The sequence below is a fragment of the Chitinibacter sp. FCG-7 genome (assembly GCF_040047665.1).
Taxonomy (GTDB): domain Bacteria; phylum Pseudomonadota; class Gammaproteobacteria; order Burkholderiales; family Chitinibacteraceae; genus Chitinibacter; species Chitinibacter mangrovi.
The window spans coordinates 1,426,752-1,447,710 of sequence record NZ_CP157355.1 but is presented as its reverse complement, the minus strand read 5'-3'; the positions used below and the strand labels follow the sequence as shown (position 1 = coordinate 1,447,710).

At 56.2% G+C, this 20,959-nt stretch carries 25 protein-coding genes; 9 read left to right on the top strand and 16 right to left on the bottom strand.

Annotated features, from left to right (window positions below; all coding sequences use genetic code 11):
* Nucleotides 1–12 precede the first annotated feature (12 nt).
* From ABHF33_RS06820 to msrB, 3 genes are read left to right on the top strand one after another with little or no spacing between them, the layout of a single operon-like run.
* A complete protein-coding gene (locus ABHF33_RS06820; RefSeq protein WP_348946214.1) occupies nt 13–1,659 on the top strand; it encodes a GGDEF domain-containing protein in 1,647 nt (548 codons plus the stop codon).
* The gene (locus ABHF33_RS06815; protein WP_348946212.1) at nt 1,656–2,711 is read left to right on the top strand and encodes a hypothetical protein; all 1,056 of its coding nucleotides are present in this window, start codon (nt 1,656–1,658) and stop codon (nt 2,709–2,711) included. The genes ABHF33_RS06820 and ABHF33_RS06815 overlap by 4 nt, the downstream gene beginning before the upstream one ends.
* 22 nt (nt 2,712–2,733) lie before the next feature.
* The gene (msrB, locus tag ABHF33_RS06810; RefSeq protein WP_348946210.1) at nt 2,734–3,126 is read left to right on the top strand and encodes a peptide-methionine (R)-S-oxide reductase MsrB; all 393 of its coding nucleotides are present in this window, start codon (nt 2,734–2,736) and stop codon (nt 3,124–3,126) included.
* Between the two features lie 52 nt (nt 3,127–3,178).
* On the opposite strand, the gene ABHF33_RS06805 is transcribed toward msrB, so the two are convergent.
* The 5 genes from ABHF33_RS06805 to ABHF33_RS06785 all read right to left on the bottom strand — a co-directional run bounded on the left by ABHF33_RS06805 (nt 3,179) and on the right by ABHF33_RS06785 (nt 6,625).
* Complete coding sequence (locus ABHF33_RS06805) at nt 3,179–3,445, bottom strand: hypothetical protein (protein WP_348946208.1); 267 nt, start codon at nt 3,443–3,445, stop codon at nt 3,179–3,181.
* A 103-nt stretch (nt 3,446–3,548) separates the two neighbouring features.
* The gene (gene cobS / locus ABHF33_RS06800; RefSeq protein ID WP_348946207.1) at nt 3,549–4,283 is read right to left on the bottom strand and encodes an adenosylcobinamide-GDP ribazoletransferase; all 735 of its coding nucleotides are present in this window, start codon (nt 4,281–4,283) and stop codon (nt 3,549–3,551) included.
* Entirely contained in the window at nt 4,283–4,891 is a 609-nt protein-coding gene (locus ABHF33_RS06795) for a histidine phosphatase family protein (RefSeq protein WP_348946206.1), read from the bottom strand. Before ABHF33_RS06795 ends, cobS begins: the two co-directional genes overlap by 1 nt.
* Nucleotides 4,892–4,893: 2 nt before the next feature.
* Nucleotides 4,894–5,940 (bottom strand): nicotinate-nucleotide--dimethylbenzimidazole phosphoribosyltransferase, encoded by a 1,047-nt coding sequence (gene cobT, locus ABHF33_RS06790; protein WP_348946204.1) that lies wholly within the window; start codon nt 5,938–5,940, stop codon nt 4,894–4,896.
* A gap of 73 nt (nt 5,941–6,013) precedes the next feature.
* Entirely contained in the window at nt 6,014–6,625 is a 612-nt protein-coding gene (locus ABHF33_RS06785; protein ID WP_348946203.1) for a GGDEF domain-containing protein, read from the bottom strand.
* 158 nt (nt 6,626–6,783) lie between these two features.
* Here ABHF33_RS06785 and waaC point away from each other — a divergent pair, with 158 nt between their 5' ends.
* Genes waaC through ABHF33_RS06770 form a run of 3 tightly spaced genes read left to right on the top strand, consistent with a single transcriptional unit; the run spans nt 6,784 to nt 9,825 of the window.
* On the top strand, nt 6,784–7,803 hold the full coding sequence (gene waaC, locus ABHF33_RS06780; RefSeq protein WP_348946202.1) for a lipopolysaccharide heptosyltransferase I: 1,020 nt from the start codon (nt 6,784–6,786) through the stop codon (nt 7,801–7,803).
* Nucleotides 7,800–9,098 (top strand): lipid IV(A) 3-deoxy-D-manno-octulosonic acid transferase, encoded by a 1,299-nt coding sequence (waaA, locus tag ABHF33_RS06775; protein WP_348946201.1) that lies wholly within the window; start codon nt 7,800–7,802, stop codon nt 9,096–9,098. Before waaC ends, waaA begins: the two co-directional genes overlap by 4 nt.
* A gap of 58 nt (nt 9,099–9,156) precedes the next feature.
* Nucleotides 9,157–9,825, top strand: a complete 669-nt coding sequence (locus tag ABHF33_RS06770; RefSeq protein ID WP_348946200.1) for an HD domain-containing protein — start codon at nt 9,157–9,159, stop codon at nt 9,823–9,825.
* Nucleotides 9,826–9,839: 14 nt separating this feature from the next.
* Here ABHF33_RS06770 and ABHF33_RS06765 read toward each other — a convergent pair whose 3' ends face one another.
* A complete protein-coding gene (locus ABHF33_RS06765; RefSeq protein WP_348946199.1) occupies nt 9,840–10,301 on the bottom strand; it encodes a MarR family winged helix-turn-helix transcriptional regulator in 462 nt (153 codons plus the stop codon).
* Between the two features lie 61 nt (nt 10,302–10,362).
* On the opposite strand from ABHF33_RS06765, the gene ABHF33_RS06760 reads away from it, so the two are divergent.
* Nucleotides 10,363–11,502 carry a PLP-dependent aminotransferase family protein gene (locus ABHF33_RS06760; protein ID WP_348946198.1) on the top strand — a complete coding sequence of 380 codons (1,140 nt, stop codon included), beginning with the start codon at nt 10,363–10,365 and terminating at the stop codon, nt 11,500–11,502.
* A 23-nt stretch (nt 11,503–11,525) separates the two neighbouring features.
* On the opposite strand, the gene ABHF33_RS06755 is transcribed toward ABHF33_RS06760, so the two are convergent.
* The 7 genes from ABHF33_RS06755 to ABHF33_RS06725 form a co-directional block, all read right to left on the bottom strand.
* A complete protein-coding gene (locus tag ABHF33_RS06755) occupies nt 11,526–12,032 on the bottom strand; it encodes a hypothetical protein (protein WP_348946197.1) in 507 nt (168 codons plus the stop codon).
* A 269-nt stretch (nt 12,033–12,301) separates the two neighbouring features.
* Nucleotides 12,302–13,168, bottom strand: coding sequence for a DMT family transporter (locus ABHF33_RS06750; RefSeq protein WP_348946196.1), 867 nt, complete (start codon nt 13,166–13,168; stop codon nt 12,302–12,304).
* Nucleotides 13,165–13,539 (bottom strand): PliI family lysozyme inhibitor of I-type lysozyme, encoded by a 375-nt coding sequence (locus tag ABHF33_RS06745; RefSeq protein WP_348946195.1) that lies wholly within the window; start codon nt 13,537–13,539, stop codon nt 13,165–13,167. The genes ABHF33_RS06750 and ABHF33_RS06745 overlap by 4 nt, the downstream gene beginning before the upstream one ends.
* A gap of 83 nt (nt 13,540–13,622) precedes the next feature.
* Complete coding sequence (locus ABHF33_RS06740; protein ID WP_348946194.1) at nt 13,623–14,021, bottom strand: hypothetical protein; 399 nt, start codon at nt 14,019–14,021, stop codon at nt 13,623–13,625.
* Nucleotides 14,018–14,818, bottom strand: a complete 801-nt coding sequence (locus ABHF33_RS06735) for a sulfite exporter TauE/SafE family protein (protein WP_348946193.1) — start codon at nt 14,816–14,818, stop codon at nt 14,018–14,020. The genes ABHF33_RS06740 and ABHF33_RS06735 overlap by 4 nt, the downstream gene beginning before the upstream one ends.
* Nucleotides 14,815–15,267, bottom strand: a complete 453-nt coding sequence (locus ABHF33_RS06730; protein ID WP_348946192.1) for an EVE domain-containing protein — start codon at nt 15,265–15,267, stop codon at nt 14,815–14,817. Before ABHF33_RS06730 ends, ABHF33_RS06735 begins: the two co-directional genes overlap by 4 nt.
* A 5-nt stretch (nt 15,268–15,272) precedes the next feature.
* Nucleotides 15,273–15,662 (bottom strand): VOC family protein, encoded by a 390-nt coding sequence (locus ABHF33_RS06725; protein WP_348946190.1) that lies wholly within the window; start codon nt 15,660–15,662, stop codon nt 15,273–15,275.
* Between the two features lie 104 nt (nt 15,663–15,766).
* Here ABHF33_RS06725 and ABHF33_RS06720 point away from each other — a divergent pair, with 104 nt between their 5' ends.
* Nucleotides 15,767–16,213: an MEKHLA domain-containing protein gene (locus ABHF33_RS06720; protein WP_348946189.1), complete on the top strand. Its 447-nt coding sequence runs from the start codon at nt 15,767–15,769 to the stop codon at nt 16,211–16,213.
* Between the two features lie 9 nt (nt 16,214–16,222).
* Here ABHF33_RS06720 and ABHF33_RS06715 read toward each other — a convergent pair whose 3' ends face one another.
* From ABHF33_RS06715 to ABHF33_RS06705, 3 genes are all read right to left on the bottom strand, one after another.
* Entirely contained in the window at nt 16,223–16,981 is a 759-nt protein-coding gene (locus tag ABHF33_RS06715) for a substrate-binding periplasmic protein (protein ID WP_348946188.1), read from the bottom strand.
* Between the two features lie 578 nt (nt 16,982–17,559).
* Nucleotides 17,560–18,009, bottom strand: coding sequence for a GGDEF domain-containing protein (locus ABHF33_RS06710; protein ID WP_348946187.1), 450 nt, complete (start codon nt 18,007–18,009; stop codon nt 17,560–17,562).
* Entirely contained in the window at nt 17,982–19,079 is a 1,098-nt protein-coding gene (locus tag ABHF33_RS06705) for a hypothetical protein (RefSeq protein WP_348946186.1), read from the bottom strand. The genes ABHF33_RS06710 and ABHF33_RS06705 overlap by 28 nt, the downstream gene beginning before the upstream one ends.
* A gap of 386 nt (nt 19,080–19,465) precedes the next feature.
* On the opposite strand from ABHF33_RS06705, the gene ABHF33_RS06700 reads away from it, so the two are divergent.
* Nucleotides 19,466–20,947 carry a B12-binding domain-containing radical SAM protein gene (locus ABHF33_RS06700; RefSeq protein WP_348946185.1) on the top strand — a complete coding sequence of 494 codons (1,482 nt, stop codon included), beginning with the start codon at nt 19,466–19,468 and terminating at the stop codon, nt 20,945–20,947.
* Nucleotides 20,948–20,959 lie beyond the last annotated feature (12 nt).

The window sequence follows — 20,959 nt, the reverse complement described above, 5'->3', positions numbered from 1 at the left end:
AGACTGGGGTGGATGGCTGGTTTAACTATGCCTGTAGTGAATTTACCGATAACCGACGATCTGCAGCGCAAGCTGGACGAACTACTGGCCGAAGGCGTTGCCTGGTTTGTGCCAGATTGCGCGCGTACGGTTGAATTGATGGCCGATGCAATTCGCTTGGCTCAGCAACTGCAGATTCTGGACAAGGAAGCACAGGCGCAACTACTGCTGGCTCGTAGCCACTGGGCCTTGGGCAATTTGGCCGATGGCCATGCTGCCATCGCCCGTTTGCTGGTGCTGGACGCCAAAATCAAATCCCCTCGCCTATCTGCAGAGCTTGAGCTTACCCGCGGGCGGTTGTATTTCTCCGGTAGTGAATATGGTGCTGCGCTGAAAAGCTGGATCAGTTGCCTAAGAAAATCATTAAGTATTCAGGCGGTTGATCTGTATATCGAGGCCTGCCTGGGGGTTGGCAATGTCTATTTTGCACATCAGCAAGCGGGTGATGCCCTGCGCTGGCATGAAATAGCACTCGAATTTGCTTTGCAGGTCAATGATCAGGATTTGCTCACCGAAAGCTATTTGCATACTGTCGCAGACATGAATGCGCTGGGGCATTATGAGCTGGTGCTGGCGCTCTCGCACAAAGGGGAAGCCGCTTTTCTTAATACCCGGCACCCAGCCTGGTTGGCGGATTGGTATAGCTATCGCGGCGAAGCCTATCTGGCTTTGAATCAGCTCGACGCAGCCAAGGATTGGCTATACAAGGCTTGGGAAATTAACCGGCAAACCAGCTATTTGTGGAGCCAGTCGCTTAATTTACTCAATCTGGGCAAGGTGTGTGTTGCTTTGCAGGATTACCCCCAAGCGGCCGAGTTTCTTGAGCTGGCGCGGCACAAAATTGCCTCAATTGGCGCATTAACCTTGATGCTCCGGGTTTATTCGCAGTTGTCCGAATTAGGGCAGTTGATGGGTGATCATGAAATGGCCTGGAAAAACCGGCGGAAATTTCATGAGCTGGCCATTCAGAATGCACAGCAATTAGCCAAAGACAAGCTCAATACCGCGCTGGAGCGTCGTATCCGCGAACTCGATACCCAGTTGATGGTTTTGCAAACCCGGCAGGAAAATGTCATGTTGCGCCAGCAAAGCAGTGCCGATTCGGAATTGCTGCAAACCTTGCGTAATGCCTCCCTGCAAGATCCGCTGACCGGCATTGGCAATCGTCGGCAGCTTGATCAGGAAATGCCGGTGCTCTTTCAGCGTTGCCGCGAAGAACAGCGTGCCTTGTCGGTGTTGATGCTTGATCTGGATCATTTCAAAGTCGTGAATGACACGTTTGGACACGCGGTGGGTGACGAGGTGATCCGGGTTGCGGCGACCATTTTGCTGCAAACCTGTCGCGGCGGTGATTTGCTCGCCCGTTTCGGTGGCGAAGAATTTATCCTGCTTTTGCCCGGTGCGGCTGCCAGTGTGGCGGTCGAGGTTGCCGAGCGAATTCGAGCCCGGCTGCAAAGTTATAGCTGGAGCGATATACACCCGCAGCTGCAGGCCACCTGCAGTATTGGTGTGGCCGAGCTGTGTGGCGAGATCGATTGCAATGAATTGCTCCAGCACGCCGATCAGGCGCTGTACCGCGCCAAGCGGGATGGCCGAAACCGTGTGGAGTCTTATGTATGAGCCCGGACGAATTTGACCTTGCGCTGCCCGAACTAAAGCAGACCATGCTGCAGGAGAAAAAGCCGGAGCTGATGACGCAAGCCATCGAGCAAGCTAGGCGTATGGCTTATCCGCAGGGCCAGGCTGTCGCTTTGCTCTATCGTGGCGAATATCTGATTGATCTTGGCGAGCAGCCCGTTGCTGCCCTGAAAGACTTTCGCGAAGCCGGGCTGATTGCCCGCCAGCTGCGCAACTGGAGCCTTCTGGCACAAACGCTGCACTGGCAGGCGCAAAGCCAGCTGCTACGTGGTGAATACATGCGCGCGCTCGATGTCTGGCTGCAGGCTTTGCAGACCGCTATCGAGGCTGAGGACAGCCGTGCTTTTATCCGTGGCTATTCCGGTGTGGCGCAGGTGTGTCTAGTATTTAACCAGCTCGATATTTCACTTGAATATCAGCGCCGCGCACTGGCGTTGGCCAGTAGTATTGATGATATCGCATTGAATATTGATTGCCTGCTGGCGCTGATAGCCACGTGCTACCGGCGCCAGCAGTACGATGAAATGCACACCCTGCTCTCGCGCCTGCAGCAAAAACTCCAGCTCCGACCGCATCTGGAAACCCAGGCCGAATTTCACATCTACACCGGGCTGATTTATCTGGATCAGGATCAGCTTGAGCTGGCCAACGAGCAACTGCAGCTGGCCCGGGTGCTGGCCGAACAATGGGGGGGCTTGTGGTGTCGCTCGTATGTGGCGCTGATTCTGGGGCGGATTTACTTAAAACAGCAAAAATTGCTCGAGGCGCGCGCAGCGCTGGAATTATGCCTACAGCTGGGCGAGCAGATTCGTGGCTTTGCCATGGGGCAGCAAGCCCATCAGCTACTTGAGACTTTATGTGCCCAGCAAGGCGATTACGAAGGCGCGCTGGTGCATCTGGAATATGCTCACGCCCAGCAGCTGGATTTATTCCAGCGTCAGGCCGAGCGCAAATTGACCCGGGTATTTCAAAAGCCGCTTAGCCAGATTGAATTGTCATTGCGGCTGGAGTTAAGCCGCTTGCGTTACACCTGATTACTGATTGATTGAGAGCAAAATGGACAAAATCCGTAAAACCGAAACCGAGTGGCAATTGCAGCTGAGCCACGAAGCCTTTCGCGTGACCCGTCAGGCCGGAACCGAGCGCCCTTTTTCGGGCGAGCTGTATCGGGTGACGGCGGCTGGCGAATATCACTGCATCTGCTGCGATAGCCTGCTATTCAAATCGGGGACGAAGTTTGATGCGGGTTGCGGCTGGCCGAGCTTCTGGCAGGAAGCCGAGCCGGGCAGTATCGAGCGTCACCGCGATTTAAGCCACGGCATGATCCGTGAAGAAGTCCGCTGCGCGCGCTGCGATGCTCATCTGGGCCATGTTTTTCCCGATGGCCCCGAGCCCACGGGCGAGCGTTACTGCATTAATTCGGTGGCATTGCAGTTTTATCCGGAGTGATGGGTATTGCCCTGTAGGTCTTGTTTAGTAAGCTCTGCGTGGCAATACCCACTCACTCGTAATCCGGAATGCCGTGCGCACTAAGAATATAATCGAACTGGCTAAAATCGGTGTCCTGTGCCAAAAAGGGCTGCAGCGCTTCCAGCCGGGTTTCGTCGAGTAAGTAGGAAAGTTTCATGTCCGGGTCGGGCTTGTCCTGCTCGGCGGCGAACAGGCTAAATAGAAAATCCACTGGCAGCTCGTCGCTCAGTGGCAGTGTGCCGACAAAGCCACCCTCCATGCCTTTTTCCCAGACTTCCAATACGCGGATAATTTTCATGGTGCAAACCCGGCCAAGATAAAAAGGCGATTATCGCCACTGTGCCGTGCGACGTCCAGCTGTGCTCACCGCGGGCTTCAACGACTGGCTTCAAACTATCGCTTCAAAGACTGGCGGTGATGGCCAGCAGCAGGAGCAGGGCACTTTCGCTGATTTCAATCCCCGCTCCTAGGCAGTCACCCGTGATGCCGCCCAGTTTGTGCTTGAGCCAGTAGCGATAAGCCACGATCACCAGCAGGGCTGCGCACAGCCACGGGCTAAGCCAGGCGGAGAGCGCAAACAGCGCCAGCCACCAAAACCAGCCCAAATAAGGTGTTTTTTGCCAGCCAAATTGCTCGGCCATGCCGGGGGCGAGCGGTGCCAGCGTTTGCCAGCAATACACGCCGCTGCGTGCCCAAGCCGGAGCGAGTAGCAGCGCCACCCATTGCTGCTCGCGTATGCAGATCATCAGCACGATCAGTTTGAGCGCCAACTGCATAATCAGGCTCAAGACGCCAAAGCTGCCCAGATGCGGGTCTTTCAATACCGCCAGAAAACGCTCGGGGTCGCGATGCGCGGCACCAAGCCCGTCGGATAAATCAGCCAGTCCATCCAGATGCAAGCCGCCCGTGACCCACACCCAGACCAGCAGTGCCACAATCGCCGCCAGCCAAGGCTCGTGGGCAAGGGTATAGGCAGGGATCAGCAGCAGTGCGCCGATCAGGGTCCCTACCGCTGGAAACCAGCCTACCGACTGCGCCAATAAGCGCGGCTCAAATTGCTTGATTTGCGGGGTTGGTAAGCGGGTCAGAAATTGAATGGCCAGTACCGGAAGGCGCCAATCGAACAGTGTACGCATCAGTCGGCTGCCAGCGTATTGGATAGCTCAAGCAGCATGGGTGGGTAGTGCTCATCCCACCATAGCGTGACCGCGCCTGCAGTGGCGAGCCAGAATTGCTGATGGCGCTCGGGCGGCAAATTAAACACCGCCAGCAAAATCGCCTTGATCGTGCCCTGATGCGCAATCAGTACACGATGCTCGGCCTCGCCCTGGGCAAACCAGCCATCCAGTGCCGCCAGCACGCGCTGCTGGAAATCATCCCAGCCTTCGCCATTGGGTAAAGGATGTTGACGTGGATTGCTCTGCCAGCTATCCCAATGGGTATGGTCATCTGGGCTCCATTCTGCCTTGGCTTTGCCGTCAATACACCCCAGGTGTATTTCCTGAAAGCCATGATCGAGGTGCAGCGGCACTTGCAGTTGCTGTGCGCAATCGAGGGCAAAATCGGCGCAGCGCGCCAAGGTCGAGCTGGCAATGGCATCAACGGGTTGCGCCGAGAGCATTTGCCAGCGGGTTTGCAGTTGAGCACGGCCTAGCTTGGAGAGGGGCGGGTTGCTCTGGCCAAAAATGGCCTCGTTGGCGCCCTCGGCTTCGCCGTGGCGGATCAGTGTCAAGCGGCAGGCCATTGTTACACCATCTTGGCCGCAGCAACGCCCGCTTCGGCAAATGTGGCCATTTCAGCGTGCAAGGCCAGTGCGCTTTGCAGTAGTGGCACGCACAAGGCTGCACCGCTGGCTTCGCCCAGACGCAAGCCCAGATCGAGCATGGCTTGCAATTGCAGGGCATCGAGCGCCAGCTTGTGGCCTTGCTCTTGCGAAACATGGCTGGCCAGCAGCCAGTCGCCAACGGCCGGATTGTCCTTCACTGCCACCAGCGCGGCTGCTGTGGTGATAAAACCATCGAGCAAGACTGGCACGCCTGCTTCGGCCGCGCCCGCGTAGAAGCCGGCCAGCGCGGCAATTTCAAAGCCGCCCACTTCGCGCAGCCAGTCCATCGCGCTATGCGCACCTGCGGCACAGGCCCGGGCCAGCGCATCTTTGACCACCTGGATTTTTAATTCATGGGCCAGGGTATCAATCCCTGTGCCTCTGCCTACAATCTCTTCAGGGCTATACCCCGTTAAGGCGCAAATTAGCGCGGCTGCGGCCGTGGTATTGGCAATGCCCATTTCACCACCAATCAGCAGGTTTTTACCGGCCTTGGCCGCTTCAATGGCTGCGCCATAACCCACTTGCCAGGCTTTGGTGCAGTCGGCCGCGCTCATGGCCGGGCTATGGCGCAGATTGGCAGTGCCTTTGGCAATCGGAGTGCGGAACAAGCGGGCATTACTTTGTGCTGGCATCGGGTATTCGGTGGCGACGCCCACGTCGATGACCGAGAGCGAAATCTGATGCTGGCGCGCCAGCACATTGATTGCTGCGCCACCGTTCATGAAATTGATCACCATCTGGGCGGTGACTTCGGCTGGAAACGCCGAAACGCCTTCGGCGGCAACGCCGTGATCGGCAGCAAAAATCGCCAGCTTGGGGTTCAGCCTGCTTGGTAGCGGGCTGGGCAGGCGTGCGGCAAACCAGATGGCTAGCTCTTCGAGCCGGCCCAGGCTACCTGCAGGTTTGGTGAGTTGTTGCTGGCGCTCGCGTGCGGCATCGGCCAGAGATTGCTGTATTTGGGTCATGGTAGGCTGCTAGTCGGCAAAAAACGAATGGCCTGACTTTAGCCGTATGGCGGGGCTTGGGCAAATGGATTTTTTACGTCGGGCTTGCGAGCTCGGCTTCAACTTGATACAGGTGGACATGGTCGATTCCGGCTTTCATCGCGGTCTGCAGTGCCGTATCGGCAGCCAGTAGCAGGTCTTCAATTGTTTCGGTTTCTTCATGCAGCGTGGCAATACCGATGGTGACCGAGATATTCAGCTGCTGCTGATCGGGCAGCATGACGGCGCTTTGTTTCACCTTGTTGCGTAGCCGCTCGGCAACAACACATGCGCCATGCTCATCGGTATTGGGCAGAATCAGCACTATTTCTTCACCAGAAAAACGTCCGGCCAGATCAAAGTCGCGGATCGACTCATTGGCCGCGCGTGCCACATGCTGCAAGGCCAGATCGCCCGCCTGATGACCGTGCTGATGATTGATTTTGGCGCAGTAATCCAGATCTACAATCATGGCCGATACTTTGCTATTGCTGCGCTGAGCGCGGTTGATTTCACTTTCGGCCAGCGCCATCAGGTGATGGCGATGATAGAGGCCGGTCAGCCTGTCGTTCAGGCCGCTATTGAGCAAATCCTGCCGCAATTGCCGGATGATGTGCCACTGCCAGGCAATCACCATCAATAATGCCATACCGAGAATAATCCACATGGGCCGCACCCGTCCTGAGTTTACCTTCTATCGTAGCAGGGCATTTGAAATCTGCAGTTTTGTGCGCGTATCAGCTGTGGCCGATGCAAGGCGCAAGCGCTGCCGCCAAGCGTGATAAAGCATCAGCCAGCGACCAGCCAGCCTGTTAGAATATGCGGATGAAAAGTAAACCGACCGTACAGAAAATCCTGATTGTCCGCATGTCATCGATGGGCGATGTGATCCATCAATGGCCTGCGGTAACTGATCTGGCGCGCGCCTATCCCGAAGGGGTGATCGACTGGGTGGTGGAAGAAGGTTTTGCCGAGCTGCCCCGCTTGCATCCGGCCATCCGGCGGGTGATTCCGGTGGCCTTGCGTCGCTGGCGCAAATCGTTGCTGGCCACGCAGACGCATCGCGAATGGCAGGCGTTTAAAACCGAGTTGCTGGCTTGCCGTTATGATCTGGTGCTTGATGCGCAAGGGCTGATCAAAAGTGCGGCCATTGCCAAAATGGCGTGCGGCCCGGTGGCCGGGTTTGATCGTCACTCGATTCGCGAACCGCTAGCCAGTCTGGCCTATTGCCGCACCTATCCGGTGAGCAAGGCGCTGCACGCCATCGAGCGTAACCGCCAGCTGAGCGCCGCAGCGCTGGGCTACCGTGCCGAAGGCGAAATTGATTATGGGCTACGGATGAGCGATCAGATGGCCGATCAAGTCGCGAATCGGCCAGCACTGAGCTGGCTGCCCGATTCGCCGTATGTCGTCTGCCTGACGGCCACCAGCCGCGCCGACAAGGAATGGCCGGAGGCGCACTGGATTGTACTGGGGCAAAAATTGCTGGCACGCGGCATTCGCCCGGTGTTTCCATGGGGCAGCACGGCTGAGCGCGAACGTGCCGAGCGGCTGTCCGCCGCATTGCCTGCGGCGATTGTCGCTCCCCGCCTGAGTTTAACCGATGCCGCCATCTTGCTGGCGGGTAGCACGATGGTGGTGGGCGTTGATACCGGGCTGGTGCATCTGGCTGCAGCTGTGGCCGTGCCAACCATCGCGATTTTTTGCGCTTCAGATCCAGCCTTGACTGGCATCCGGGCGAGCAGCTACGCGGTCAACCTAGGGCAACGTGGGGCTGCGCCCGGCGTTGAGGCGGTGTGGGATGCCATGCTGGCTGGCTGGCCGGCCGGATCAAACACACCATGAGCGCCTGGCTGGCACGCGCCTGCTACCGCGTCCTGCTGTGGCTGGCTTTTCCGCTGGTCTGGCTGTATCTGCTAAAACGCAGCCGCAAGCAGCCTGAATACCGGCATTACTGGGGTGAACGCTTGGGGTATTACTCGCTAGAGCAATCCGAAAAAGACTTACAGGGCGATACCCGTCCTGTCTGGTTGCATGCGGTTTCGGTTGGCGAAATGCGCGCAGCGCAAAGCATTGTGCTGGCCTTGCATCAGCAATACCCGCGACGCCCCTTGTTGCTAACCTGCATGACGCCCACCGGGCGTGCCACCGCGCAGGATTTATTTGGCCCCGCGTCAGGTATTGATGCCCGCGTGGTGTTTCTGCCCTACGACTATCCTGTCGCTATCCGGCGTTTTTTGCGCACGTTCAAGCCCTGCTTGGGCTTGATTATCGACACCGAAATCTGGCCGCATTGCATCGCCGAATGCCAGCAAGCGAGGGTGCCACTGGTGCTGGCCAATGCGCGCCTATCGCAAAAATCGCTCAATGGCTATTTGAAACTGGCACCGCTGTTTCGCTGGGCTCTGCCCAAGCTGGCTGGTGTTTACGCCCAAACCCGCGCAGATGCTGAACGTTTAACGCAATTGGGCGCACAGCACGTGCAGGTGATGGGGAATGTTAAATTTGACAACCAGCTTGACCCATTATTGATCGAGCGTGGGCAAGGCTGGAAAGGTGCATTGGCGCGCAAAACCATCCTCTTGGCCTCCAGTCGCGATGGCGAAGAAGCGCTGGTGCTGCAGGCTTTGCAAGATCGGCTGTCAGACACGCTGCTGATGATCGTACCGCGTCACCCGCAGCGCTTTGATGCCGTGGCGGCGCTAATCGAGTCAATGGGCTTGAGCTATGTGCGCCGAAGCCAGTGGCAGGGTGAAGCCATTACAGCGTCAGTGCTGCTGGGCGACACTATGGGCGAAATGGCCGCGTGGTATAGCGCCGCCGATGTCACCATGATGGGCGGCTCTTTGCTCAAATATGGTAGCCAGAATCTGATCGAAGCCGCTGCTTGCGGCTGCCCGGTGCTGATCGGCCCATCGACTTTCAATTTTGCACAGGCCTCGCTCGAAGCCATCGCCGCCGGGGCGGCCTGGCAAGGCGATGATGCCAGCGCGGTGTGCCGCGAAGCCCTAGCGGTGCTGGCTGATCCAGCGCGGCGCAGCGCAATGGGGCAGGCTGGGGTGGCCTTCAGTCAGGCGCATCGCGGCGCTACAGCAACGCTGCTGCGGCATGTGCAAGTCTGGCTTGCTCAGGCCACCTAAAAGCGCTGGTTTTCTCCTGTGAAATTTCCCTTCTAAATTAATACGCTGACCTGAAAATATGGCTTCTTTGGAATTGCTCGCAAACTGGCGTTTGCGCCTGATTGATTTGGCAAACACGCAGGCGCAGAACGATGGTGCGCATGACCTAAATCATTTGCACCGTGTCTGGCAGAATGCACAGGTGCTGCTCAAAGAGCACGCTGAGGCGGATGTACTGATTGTGCTGGCGGCTTGCTATCTGCACGATCTGGTCAATCTGCCAAAGAACGATCCGCAGCGGCATCTGGCCTCGCGTCTGGCTGCTGCCAAGGCGTGCGAGTTGTTGCCGCCGCTAGGCTTTCCGGTCGATCAACTCCCTGCGCTGGTGCATGCGATCGAAGCCCATAGCTTTTCGGCGGGTATCACGGCACAGAGCATCGAAGCCCGAATCGTGCAGGATGCCGACCGGCTGGATGCCTTGGGTGCGGTAGGGCTAGCGCGGCTGTATTACACCGCAGGAAGGATGGGTAGCGCGCTGGCGCATCCGGATGATCCACAGGCGCTTGGGCGCGAGATGGATGATAAGGCCTACGCACTGGATCATATCGAAGTGAAGCTGGCGACATTGCCCGCCACTATGAGCACTGCGGCCGGCCGCAAATTGGGCGAGCAGCGCCTGCGTTGGCTGCGCGAGTTTCGCGATACCTTTATTGCCGAGTGGGGCGCTGCAGCCCCTGAATCAGTCTAGCGTAGCATCAGCTCTTACTGCGTCATTTTGGCTAGCACACCCAATACCTGCTTGAATCCGGCTTCGGCCTCCTGGCCGCACTCGGCAAATACCCTATCTAGTATTGCCCGCTGTGCGCCTGATAGTGCTTCTTCCAGCGCTATACCCTCATTAGTTAACGCCAGACATTTAACCCGCTTATCAATTTCCGATGGCGTGGCGCAAATGAGCCCGGCCTCCTGTAGCTGGCGCAGCGGTACATTCAGCGCCTGCTTGCTCACCCCCAGCTTGGCGAGCAACTGGTTAACCGATAGCCCCCCCTGACGGCCGACAAAATACAAGATCCGATGATGGACCCGGGCCAGCCCCCGCTGCGCCAGAATCGCGTCTGGCTGCGCGGTAAACCCTTTGTAGCCATAAAACAGCAGCTCCAGTGCGCAATTGAGTTCGTATTCGGTATGCGATGCACCGGGGTGATCAGTGGTAATGTCAACCATATTGACGTATTTCCTGTTTGCGTTAATATAGGTCTATATTATTGACCTATTTGGTGCCGTGATGTTTGCCCAACGTATTGATCGCTTGAAACCTTCACTGGTGCGGGAAATTTTAGCTGCTGCGCAAGCTCCCGGTGTAATTTCTTTTGCTGGTGGCCTGCCCGCAGCAGAAACCTTGTTCCAGCCCGATTTCTCACACAGCCGGATTCCTGATTCGATCTGGCAATATGGCCCCTCCGAGGGCGAGCCTGCTTTGCGCGAGCTGGTAGCCGCGCGTGCGCGGGCCATGGGCTTGCCGTGTCAGGCCTCGCAGGTGCTGATTCTGAATGGCTCGCAACAAGGGATTGATCTGGTGGCCAAGCTATGGATAGACGATGGCACCCCGGTGTTGTGTGAGTCGCCCACCTATCTGGCCGCTTTGCAGGCCTTCGAGCTGTTTGGCGCTCATTGCCAAGCGGCAGAGCAGAACGAGATAGGGCTCAAGCCGGAGGGCATTGCCGCCAGTGCAGCGCAATTTGCCTATTTAATCCCCACTTTCCAAAACCCGACTGGTGCTTGTTATGACGCGCAGCGTCGGCAGCAGCTGGCCGCGGCGCTGGATGCGCAGGGCATGCCAGTGTTTGAAGATGATCCGTATCGCGATCTGGCTTTCGATGGGGCTGCCCCCGCGCCGCTGGTCTCGCATCTGCAATCGGCGCAGTGGATTTATCAGGGCTCGTTTTCAAAAACGCTAGCACCCGGATTACGACTGGGCTATCTGATTGCCCACCCGGATCTGATTGTGCCGCTGACCCGACTCAAACAGGCCGCCGATCTGCATAGCAATCGCCTGAGTCAGCATATCGTGACCCAAGTTTTGCACAGCGGAGAGCTCGACGCGCATGTGGCTCGCATTTTGCCGGTTTACCGCCAGAAACGCGATGCGATGGATCAGATGCTGAGGCACTATCTGGGCGATAAAGCCAGCTGGCAGCAACCGGCGGGCGGCTTGTTTTTCTGGTTGACGCTGAATCAACACTGCGACACGCTGGCACTGATGCAGCGGGCGCTGGCGCAAGGGCTGGCAATCATGCCGGGTACGCCGTTTTACCCGGCCGGATCGGCGCAGCGCTGTACGCTGCGGCTGAATTTCAGCCACAGCACGCTGGCGCAAATTGAGGATGGAGTACGGCGGCTGGCCAGTTTGCTTGAATCGGCCTAGGCAGGTTTTGACTGGGTTAAGGTTTACTGATTTTTGAAAATCGCCTCGATCGCCTGCTCGCCGTTATAGGCTGCGCCGCGGTGGCCGGAGCGGCGCAGGGCGTTGGCCCATTCTTCCACGATTGGTTTAAGCTCTTCACTTGAACGGACGCTGCTGAGCATGATGGCGAGCTTGTCTTCCCAGTTTTGCCCCAGAAATTCGTGCGTGACCGACAAAATCACTTTGCGGGCTTCATTCAACTGAAAGCTATTATTGCGCGGCGGTGGCGGGGCGATGGTGGTGGGGCCGGAAAACTGGATTTGCTCCAGCACTTGCTGCTGGTGATTGCTGCGGCTGATAAACCCGGCGTCGAGTAGCTTTTTCAGGTTGGCGAGCACTTCTTGTCCCGGCAGCATGGCCACCAGCATGGCCGAGCTGCGCTGACCATCGATCATAAACAAGAGTTGACGTTCTTTTTGCCCAATCGCGCCGCTGCGGGTTTGCAATTCCTGTACCCCTGCGCTGGTTTTGGTGTAAATGAGTTCGTCCATGTGAACCACCTTTTGCCTTGGCTAGTCGCTAATGTATAAGTGAATTCTGATGTAACTGCAATGGTTTGACTACATTGTGAGTAAAATCACACAGTGTTTTGTGCGCCGTTTGTCGTTTAAGTTGCTGATCGGTAATGGAAAAATGAATTGGCTGCTGCTGCGCGCTGGGCTGTTTACGCCGTTTTCTGGGATGTTCAGAATGATCCCAAAGGGGTATATGCCTCAAGGCTAAATAAATAAAAACTCAGCAAGCGATACGGGTAGGGGTATCAGCGACGAGATTGTAGAATATGCAGACTCAGGCCCAGCATGATCAGCGCTGTGCCTGCCAGCTCGTGCCATTGCACGGTTTCGTGATTGAGCCAGTGTCCCAGCCACAAAGAGCTGGCGGGGGTGATGAGCGAAATCAGTGCAACGCTGATCGGGCGACATTCGCGAATCAGCCAGTAGTACAGGCTAAATGCCAGCACCGAGCCAATGCTGGCCAGATAAATCAGCGCGCCCAGCGCCCGCCCCGGCAGCGCCGCTGGCAAAGGTGCGCTGGCGATGAGCCAGAAAGCCGTGCTCAGGCCTGCGCAGACCAGCAGCGCGCCGGCGTTGACGCTGAGTGCCGATTGCGTGCTGGCATACCGTTTGAGCAACACCGCCGCGCCCGATTGCAAAGTCATGCCCAGCAATAAGACCGCCATGCCGGGCAGGCCAGCCGGGCTTAGATTGAGGTGCTGGCTGAAAATAATCGCCAGCCCGCTCAGGCTGAGCAGGATCGCCAGCCATTCGGCACGGCGTAGCGGGCTATCTAGCCAGCGGGCGGCAAATAAGCCGGTGGCCAGCGGGGCCAGACCATACAGTACGGCGATCAGGCCGGAGGCGACAAACTGCGCAGCCCAGAATGAGCACAGCATCGACAGCGCGGTGGCGATGCCGGCAATCGCGTAAGCGCGGCAATGCTCACGATCCAGCGGCAAGCTCTGCTTGCGCCAAAGCAGCAACAATAGCCCCAGCACAGCTGCCAGATCAAAGCGCACCATGAGCGCCAAGGTAAAGGGGATGCCGCTCACCCCCCATTTAATCGCCAGTGCCGTGGTCGACCAGATGACAATCAGCAGGGCGTAGCCACTGGCCAGGCTGGATTTCATCGTTTGCGCATCAGGCGTTTGAGCTCGCGCAGCGGATCGGTTTTGGGCGGCAAATCGCTGATTGAAAAGATGCGTTTGATCTGCCGGTTTTGCCAGCTGAAGACATCCATCGTCAGATAGCCACCGCTGCCCGCGCTGCGGCTGACCACCACGACTTCACCGTTGCCATCGCCGTCGGCATCGGTATTGAGCACGCGCTCTATGCTGCCGTCGCGCGGATAGATTTGTCCGGCAATAAAATCATCCAGCGGAAAATCGGGATTGCTGCCACCGTACAGCCGGATGCTGTAGCTGCCGATGCTCCGCGGCTCGTTATCGCCCTCGGCCACCTGGATAACGCTGCGATTATCAGGCAGCGGCAGTTGCTGCACAAGGCGCGTTTCCAGCGCCATGCAATGCAAGGGGAGGCAGAGCAGAAGCAGAGGGGCTTTTTGAACTATCTGTACTATTTGTGCTATTTGCATAGGGCGCTCAGAGTAAGGGGTGAGGCGTTGATGGCAAGGCAGCCGCTATGCCCGGTGGCGATCAGCGCAATCCATGCGGTCAGCGCCAGCAGCTCGCCTGCGGTTTCAAGATAATCATTGGGCGCGGTGGCGGCGGCAGTGGGCGCAGGCAGAAAACGGCGGCTCAGTTGGGCTATCGACTGCTGATACGCCGCCGGGCTGCCATCGCAGGCAAGGCGAACGGCATCGGCAGGCTGACTGGTTTCCAGCGCTGCCTGCGTCAAGCTGCCGCTATGCGCCGTGATATGGCGGTTTAGCTCGGTCAATGCATGCTGGCACTCGCTGCTTATGGTTTCAAGTGCGTAGCTTGATGGGCTTGCCAGCAGCAAAAGGGTCAGCAGGTATTTCATCCGGCCAGGCTCCAGAGCATTTTGCTGGCCAGCACAATCAGCAGGGCCGCAAAGCATTTTTTCAGCGTTGCCACCGGCAGGCGGTGTGCTGCTGCTGCGCCCAGCTTGGCCATTGGAAAACTGGCGAGCACAATGGCAAGTAGTGCAGGTATATAGACGTAGCCCAATGAGTACGCAGGTAAGCGAGCAATACCCATGCCACTGTAAATGTAGCCAGCGGCACCAGCCATGGCGATTGGAATACCGATGGCCGATGAAGTGCCAATGGCTGTTTTCATCGGTACATTGCAGGCGCCCATCATCGGCACCGACAGCGAGCCACCGCCGATGCCCACCCAGCTTGATACCAGCCCGATCACGCTGCCACTGCCCGCCAACCCCAGCGCTGCGGGTAGCTGGCGCGATGGCTTGGGTTTCAGGTCAAGCAGCATTTGCCCCGCGACCAGATAGGCAAAAATGATAAAAATCCACTGCAGCGTCGGCGTTGAAATCAGCGCGGCAATCTGCGCGCCAGCAAAGGTGCCCAGCACAATGCCCGGCGTAATCGAGCGCACAATATCCCAGCGTACCGCGCCCTTGGCGTGATGCGCACGCACGCTGGCAGCGCCGGTGAAAATGATCGTCGCCAGGCTGGTTCCCAGCGCCAGATGCTGCAGCAATTCGCTGGCAAACCCGGCCTGATGAAACACCAGCAGCAGCGCAGGCACAATCACCAGCCCGCCGCCGACGCCCAGCAGCCCGGCCAGAAATCCGGCGATCAGCCCGACGCCAAGGCAGGCCTGCAAAATGGTTATCATGCCAGCAGATCCTGAATGAACGTCCACTCAGCCTCGCTCACCGGCGTGATCGACAGGCGCGAGCCTTTTTGCAACACCAGCATATTCGCCAGCTCGGGGTATTGCCGCATTTCAGCTAAAGGTAGCAGCCGCGTTTGGCGCACAAAGCCCACATCCCGCTGCATCCAGCGCGGTTTTTCCGGGCTGGCTTTGGGGTCAAAATATGTGGATTCGGGGTCAAATTGCGTCGGATCAGGGTAGGGCTCGCTGATAATGCGGGCAAACCCGGCAATGCCCGGCTCGGCACACGATGAATGATAAAACAGCACGCCATCGCCCACCTGCTGGGTATCTCGCATAAAGTTGCGTGCCTGATAGTTTCTGACGCCATACCATCCCACTGTACCTCGCGAGGCCAGATCGGTGATGGCAACATCATCGGGCTCGGATTTCATCAGCCAATATTGCATTCGGTTTAGTCCGTAATTTCGATGCGGCAGCCATCGGGATCCAAAATAACACTTTCGTAATAGCCATCGCCGGTGCGGCGTGGCTCACTGGCAATGGTGTAGCCATCACTGCGCAGCCGCTCGGTGAGCGTATCCACCGCCTTGGCCGAGCCAGTGCTGATCGCCAGATGTGTCAGGCCGATCTGCTGCTGGCCGGGTGGCTGCGTGGGCAGCTCCAACGCCGTACTGTGCATAAGCTCCAGCTGGCTGCCATGGCCAAAATCTAAAAAGCACGAGCGAAAGCCTTTGGCCGGATTGTGGTAATTCGCCCCGGCGCTGGCGCCGAAGTAGTGGCAGTAAAAATGCTTGCTGCGTTCAAGGTCGCGGCTCCAGAGGCCCAGATGAGCAATGTGCATGGCAGGTCCTTGTACCGTGAAACAAACGTCTAATCTGCCCAGCCAGCCTGCCAAAGTCAAGGCCGCGATATAATCGGCGTAGACCAACGACTGCTGAACCGGTCATGACCCAGCCTGAATTATTGCAACTGATTTTTGATAGCCACCGCCGTCTGCTCGGCCGCGAGCTGGCTCCGTCCAATTTTTCGCCTGCACAGGCCGCCACTTGGCTGCAGCATGAAGCGCCATTTTGCGTGCTGGCGCACGAAGCCAGCGCTGATCCGCGCTTTATCTTTGCCAATGACACCGCCTTGCGTTGTTTTGAATATCAGGCCAGCGAGCTGATCGGCCTGCCTTCGCGGCTGTCTGCCGAAGCACCCAATCGCGAAGAGCGCCAGCAATTACTCGATGCGGTGAGCAAGCAGGGCTATGCCAGCGGCTATCGTGGCCTGCGGATTGCTAAATCCGGGCGGCGGTTCTGGATCAAGGATGTTACGGTCTGGAATCTGCTGGATGCCGCAGGCGTTTGCCATGGACAGGCGGCCGTGTATGCCGCCTGGGAAGACGCCTGATTGATGGGTCTAGCGCTGCAGCTGGGCTGCACCCAGTAATCTGGCCAGCTCGCCCGATTGCCGCATACGCTGCAAGCCCTGATTGAATTGCTGTAGTAGCCAGTCGCTTTGCGCTGTTTTCCGGCTTAGCATCAGGTGCATGTTTTCGCTATGGACTGGCTGCGGATCATGCCGTAGCTCGGTACGAGCGCGAGCGGGCAATGTGGTCGCGATCAGATGACGGCAGACAATCGCTTCGCAAGGAAAAGCATCAATGCGCTGGATATAGAGCTTGGCCAGATTCTGCGCATCACTGTTGGCCTGATCCACCGTAAAAAAACCTTGCTCCTGCAGGCTGCGCCAGCGTGCACCATAGTTATAACCATTGCTGATGCCCACCCGGGCATTGCGTAGCGAATCGGTTTGCCGCCATGAGCGTGCCTGCTGACGGTGGTAAAACAGCACGGTTTGGCTGCGATACACCGGCTGGCTAAGCAGAAAATCACGCTGGCGCTCCGGGTTGCTGCTCCACAGCAGCGTGCCATGATATTGCCCCTGTTTAGTCGCTTCGAGTGCACGCCGCCACGGCATAAATGCGTAGTTGACCGTAATGCCCTGATGGGCAAAAGCGCGGCTGACAATCTGGCTGCCATAGCCATGCCCCGGCAGTTTCTGCCCCAGAATCGGCGGCCATTCACCATTGGCCAGCGTAATTTGCAGCGCTGCAGCATGGGCGCTGAGTAACGCAAATATGATACTAACTGAAAGCTTTGTATAAGAATTTGGCATGGCACCACTGTAGAGTTTGCCGTTTGGCACGTCAATTCGGGGTATCCGTATGCGGCAGATTGGCGACGAGCTCTGCATTAGGCTGCTCGCCATCCCATCGTCTATGGAATTCGGCATTCGCCAACCGATATTGACCTAGGCCTATCTGGTCGTCACGGTGTAACTGGATACTGATATCTATCTAATCTAATCAAGAGTAAAGCCCGAATACTACAAAGGTTTGAATCCGAGCATTTAGCTCTGTCAGAAAGCCAATCAGCAGCCCATAGAAGGATATAAACACACCAAACGGTGTTTGTACTGCTGGTTTTTCATGTCGATTATTCTTTCAAAGCAACTATACAAGCTAGGTTAGGTTCGCGTACGTGGCTTTGCCATCCAGAGTGATATCGATGAAGGTATGCAAAACCACATGTGATTGTCGGGGCGTCTCGTGGCCGTCCATTCAAGTGAGTGTTTTTTCTTACACCTTGGATAAAGACACCCTTGGCGCTTTGAGTCGATACCCCGCAGCGCACAATTGCTGTGCGTACTGCATTAGGTGTGCGATATTTTTCCTTGTTTGAGCGATTCATCTGTCAAGGATGCTGTTTTTCTGATGAGCAATCGGGCTCTGTCTCCTGCAAATCAGCACTGGCAGCAATGACACAATTTCGACCAGCTTCTTTGGCTTGATACAGCGCCTGATCGGCCTGTTTGAGTGCCAAATCAAACGCTTTTCCTTTTACCTGAACGACCCCAATGCTGACTGTGCAGTGAATTTCTTGCCCATTCACACTGATCGCCTGCGCAGCAATCGCGGTGCGAATCCGCTCTGCGATAATCATTGCGCCATCTATTGTCGTTTGTGGCAGTGCGACAATAAATTCCTCTCCACCAAACCGGGCAGGCAAATCGCATTCGCGCAATATGCCGCGCAGGGTTTTCGCTACGGTGACTAGGACAGCATCCCCGGCATCGTGGCCGTAAACATCATTGACTCGTTTGAAATGATCCAGATCTAGCGCCAGCAGAGTAAGTGGCTGCATATAGCGTTTTGCCTGACTAGCGGTACCGCTTCTGCCCATTGATCAAAATGTCGACGATTGGGGAGCTGAGTTAATGGATCGTGTAATGAGTCGTGAGCTAAGCGATCACGTTGCATTTGATTGCGATGAAAAGAATTCAGTAGCAGCCATTGCATTAGCGCCATCAATGAAAGTGTCACCATACTGATCACGACCTGAATCCACCAGCCGAGCAAATACTCTTTGGGCTGAACAGACATAAGCAAGGTCCAGTGTCCCTGTTGCAGTGATTTAAAGGCGCCTAGTCTGCGCTGCCCATCGATTGGCGAATGATAATATTTTACCGCTTCACTAAATGGACTTGCTGTTGTCCCTTGGAGTGCGTATTTGTCGCCCAATGTCGCATTCATTCCTGCGCCGTACAAATAAAGTAGTGTTTTCTCGCTCGAGTTATAAATAACGAAGGCTTCGTGATCGCTGAGTGTTAAGCCATTTGCGACATTTTTTTGAAAAATCCGGTCCATCGTCCGGCTACTTAGCATGCCAACAATACTTCCCAGATATTCGCCTTGTGGGCCCTTTACTGACTGATGAAAAAGCAGGGCATCATTCGTGTTCTTTGCCTTGCGCCAGAAAACCAGTTGTTGTTCCGCGTTTTGTTGTTTCAAACCCTGAAAAATAGGGTGTTTTTCGAATGACATGCCGGACAGTATGTCAGCACTCAATACGCGATTTAATGGTATCAGGCTGGCGTGGCTGACTATTTTTCCTGTCTTATCAATAATAAATACCGCATCAAGCCAGTCTTTCTCCAATGCCCGCTGCAGACTAGGCTGATCAATGTGTCCTTGCCCATTCTTGGTCGCTAATAATTGCAGCTGTAAACCCATCAATTCATTGAATGATTGGTATTGGCTGGCTAACAAGACGGCGGTATTTTCCAGTGTTTTTGCGACATTGATCTCTAGTTGCTGGCGCGAGACGGCCAGATAAATAGCCACAGAAAAAACCTGAAGACCGATAAAAAGCATAAGTAAGAAACGCTTGAAACCCAGATTCCTGAATATGGATTTTTGATTTGGCAAAGTCATGGCATTTGATTCCATTGAGATAGTACGAGCTTGTTCGCAATTGGTGGCTTCTAGTGTCGCGGGCTTCTTGTTGACTCTTTCCGCCTTGGCAATCCAAGGGTTAAGATTGCAGCGGAAATCATGGCAATCTAAGGGGTTGAATCAAGGCAACAGCACCGTCGGTTTGAGTCTAGACCAGCACATTCAGGAAGGCATTTAAAGCTGACTGGCTAGCGGCCATATTTACCGACACATCTGGCATATATCTGGGTTCAATTCGTTTCTAATCGTCGAGTGTTCGCTGATACACACACGCAGCAGCACGCCGCCTAGCAATCAACACCCGCACCTAGCGCTAAACCCGTAAAATAGCGTTTTGCTTCGCAACGCTCACAGTCGGTTTTCCCATGTCCATTATTCTGTCTACGCTGAACGCCCGTTACACGCATGCTTCGCTAGGGCTGCGTTATTTGCTGGCCAATATGGGTGATTTGCAGCCGCAGACCGAGATTATGGAGTTCGTGATTGGCGGCAAAACCGCCGAGTTTGCCGAGCGGCTGTTGGCGAAAAAACCCAAAATCATCGGTTTTGGCGTGTATATCTGGAATGTCGAGGAAACCGCACGCCTCGTTGCCTTGCTCAAGCGCGTAGCGCCTGAAGTCAAAATTATCCTCGGCGGCCCTGAAGTCTCGTACGAAAGCGCTGAACAGGCGATTGTCAAAGAAGCCGATTTTGTCATCACCGGCTGGGGCGAAATCACGTTGCCTGATCTCTGCCGCCAGATTTTGAATGGCCCGCAGCCGCTAATGAAAATCCACGCTGGCGTGCAGGCCAAGCTCGCCGATTTGGCGTTGCCGTATCAGCTCTATACCGACGAGGACATCAAAAACCGCACGCTGTATGTCGAGGCATCGCGCGGCTGTCCGTTCAAATGCGAGTTTTGCCTTTCCGCATTGGATAAAACCGCGTGGCCATTCGAGCTGACGCGCTTTCTGGACGAGATGGAAACGCTGTATCAGCGCGGTGCGCGGCTGTTCAAGTTTGTTGACCGCACGTTTAATCTGAATATCAACACCAGTTTGCAGATTATGCAGTTTTTTCTCGACAAGATCGCAGCGCATCCTGACGACCCAGTGTTTGCGCACTTTGAAGTCGTTCCCGATCATTTGCCCGAAGCGCTGCGTGAAGGGATTATGAAATTCCCGCCCGGCGCACTGCAGTTTGAAATCGGCATTCAGAGCTTTAACCCTGAGGTTCAGACCTTGGTGAGCCGCAAGCAGAATAACGAAAAAGCGGCTGACAATATCCGCTGGCTGGTTGAGCACACGCAGGCGCATTTGCACGTCGATTTGATCGCAGGTCTGCCCGGTGAAACGGTGGAAAGTTTCGGTATCGGTTTCGATCAGCTCTACGCGCTGCGCCCGCACGAGATTCAGTTTGGCATTTTGAAGCGGCTGCGTGGTACGCCGATTATTCGCCATACCGAAGAATTTGCGATGAAGTATGACCCGTTCCCGCCGTATACGATTCTGGCCAATCGCGACATCGACTTTACAACGATGCAGCGGCTGGTGCGCTTCGCGCGCTATTGGGATCTGGTGGCGAACTCGGGGCGTTTTGCCAATACACTGCCAGTGCTGCTGGGTGATGCGCCATTCGCCAACTTTATGGCATTTGCGGATTGGTTGTATGCAAATACCGACGCCACTCACCGTATTGCTCTGGATCGCTTGGCCAAGCTGGTCTGCACATGGTTACAGGGGCAGGGTATGCCTTTGGATGAAGCGCAAGCTTTGCTCGAGAGCGATTACGCCGGCAAACAGCCCAAAGTGAACGATGAGAAGAAATCAGCCGCGCTGCAGCGGCAAGTGGTGCGTTTGGCGGCGTAGCACTGCTTCAAC

Excerpts from the sequence above, each read along its gene's own strand:
- ABHF33_RS06820 (WP_348946214.1), top strand. The coding sequence starts at position 13 with ATGGCTGGTTTAACTATGCCTGTAGTGAATTTACCGATAACCGACGAT.
- ABHF33_RS06815 (WP_348946212.1), top strand. The coding sequence starts at position 1,656 with ATGAGCCCGGACGAATTTGACCTTGCGCTGCCCGAACTAAAGCAGACC.
- msrB (WP_348946210.1), top strand. The coding sequence starts at position 2,734 with ATGGACAAAATCCGTAAAACCGAAACCGAGTGGCAATTGCAGCTGAGC.
- ABHF33_RS06805 (WP_348946208.1), bottom strand. The coding sequence starts at position 3,445 with ATGAAAATTATCCGCGTATTGGAAGTCTGGGAAAAAGGCATGGAGGGT.
- cobS (WP_348946207.1), bottom strand. The coding sequence starts at position 4,283 with ATGCGTACACTGTTCGATTGGCGCCTTCCGGTACTGGCCATTCAATTT.
- ABHF33_RS06795 (WP_348946206.1), bottom strand. The coding sequence starts at position 4,891 with ATGGCCTGCCGCTTGACACTGATCCGCCACGGCGAAGCCGAGGGCGCC.
- cobT (WP_348946204.1), bottom strand. The coding sequence starts at position 5,940 with ATGACCCAAATACAGCAATCTCTGGCCGATGCCGCACGCGAGCGCCAG.
- ABHF33_RS06785 (WP_348946203.1), bottom strand. The coding sequence starts at position 6,625 with ATGTGGATTATTCTCGGTATGGCATTATTGATGGTGATTGCCTGGCAG.
- waaC (WP_348946202.1), top strand. The coding sequence starts at position 6,784 with ATGAAAAGTAAACCGACCGTACAGAAAATCCTGATTGTCCGCATGTCA.
- waaA (WP_348946201.1), top strand. The coding sequence starts at position 7,800 with ATGAGCGCCTGGCTGGCACGCGCCTGCTACCGCGTCCTGCTGTGGCTG.
- ABHF33_RS06770 (WP_348946200.1), top strand. The coding sequence starts at position 9,157 with ATGGCTTCTTTGGAATTGCTCGCAAACTGGCGTTTGCGCCTGATTGAT.
- ABHF33_RS06765 (WP_348946199.1), bottom strand. The coding sequence starts at position 10,301 with ATGGTTGACATTACCACTGATCACCCCGGTGCATCGCATACCGAATAC.
- ABHF33_RS06760 (WP_348946198.1), top strand. The coding sequence starts at position 10,363 with ATGTTTGCCCAACGTATTGATCGCTTGAAACCTTCACTGGTGCGGGAA.
- ABHF33_RS06755 (WP_348946197.1), bottom strand. The coding sequence starts at position 12,032 with ATGGACGAACTCATTTACACCAAAACCAGCGCAGGGGTACAGGAATTG.
- ABHF33_RS06750 (WP_348946196.1), bottom strand. The coding sequence starts at position 13,168 with ATGAAATCCAGCCTGGCCAGTGGCTACGCCCTGCTGATTGTCATCTGG.
- ABHF33_RS06740 (WP_348946194.1), bottom strand. The coding sequence starts at position 14,021 with ATGAAATACCTGCTGACCCTTTTGCTGCTGGCAAGCCCATCAAGCTAC.
- ABHF33_RS06735 (WP_348946193.1), bottom strand. The coding sequence starts at position 14,818 with ATGATAACCATTTTGCAGGCCTGCCTTGGCGTCGGGCTGATCGCCGGA.
- ABHF33_RS06730 (WP_348946192.1), bottom strand. The coding sequence starts at position 15,267 with ATGCAATATTGGCTGATGAAATCCGAGCCCGATGATGTTGCCATCACC.
- ABHF33_RS06725 (WP_348946190.1), bottom strand. The coding sequence starts at position 15,662 with ATGCACATTGCTCATCTGGGCCTCTGGAGCCGCGACCTTGAACGCAGC.
- ABHF33_RS06720 (WP_348946189.1), top strand. The coding sequence starts at position 15,767 with ATGACCCAGCCTGAATTATTGCAACTGATTTTTGATAGCCACCGCCGT.
- ABHF33_RS06715 (WP_348946188.1), bottom strand. The coding sequence starts at position 16,981 with ATGCCAAATTCTTATACAAAGCTTTCAGTTAGTATCATATTTGCGTTA.
- ABHF33_RS06710 (WP_348946187.1), bottom strand. The coding sequence starts at position 18,009 with ATGCAGCCACTTACTCTGCTGGCGCTAGATCTGGATCATTTCAAACGA.
- ABHF33_RS06705 (WP_348946186.1), bottom strand. The coding sequence starts at position 19,079 with ATGACTTTGCCAAATCAAAAATCCATATTCAGGAATCTGGGTTTCAAG.
- ABHF33_RS06700 (WP_348946185.1), top strand. The coding sequence starts at position 19,466 with ATGTCCATTATTCTGTCTACGCTGAACGCCCGTTACACGCATGCTTCG.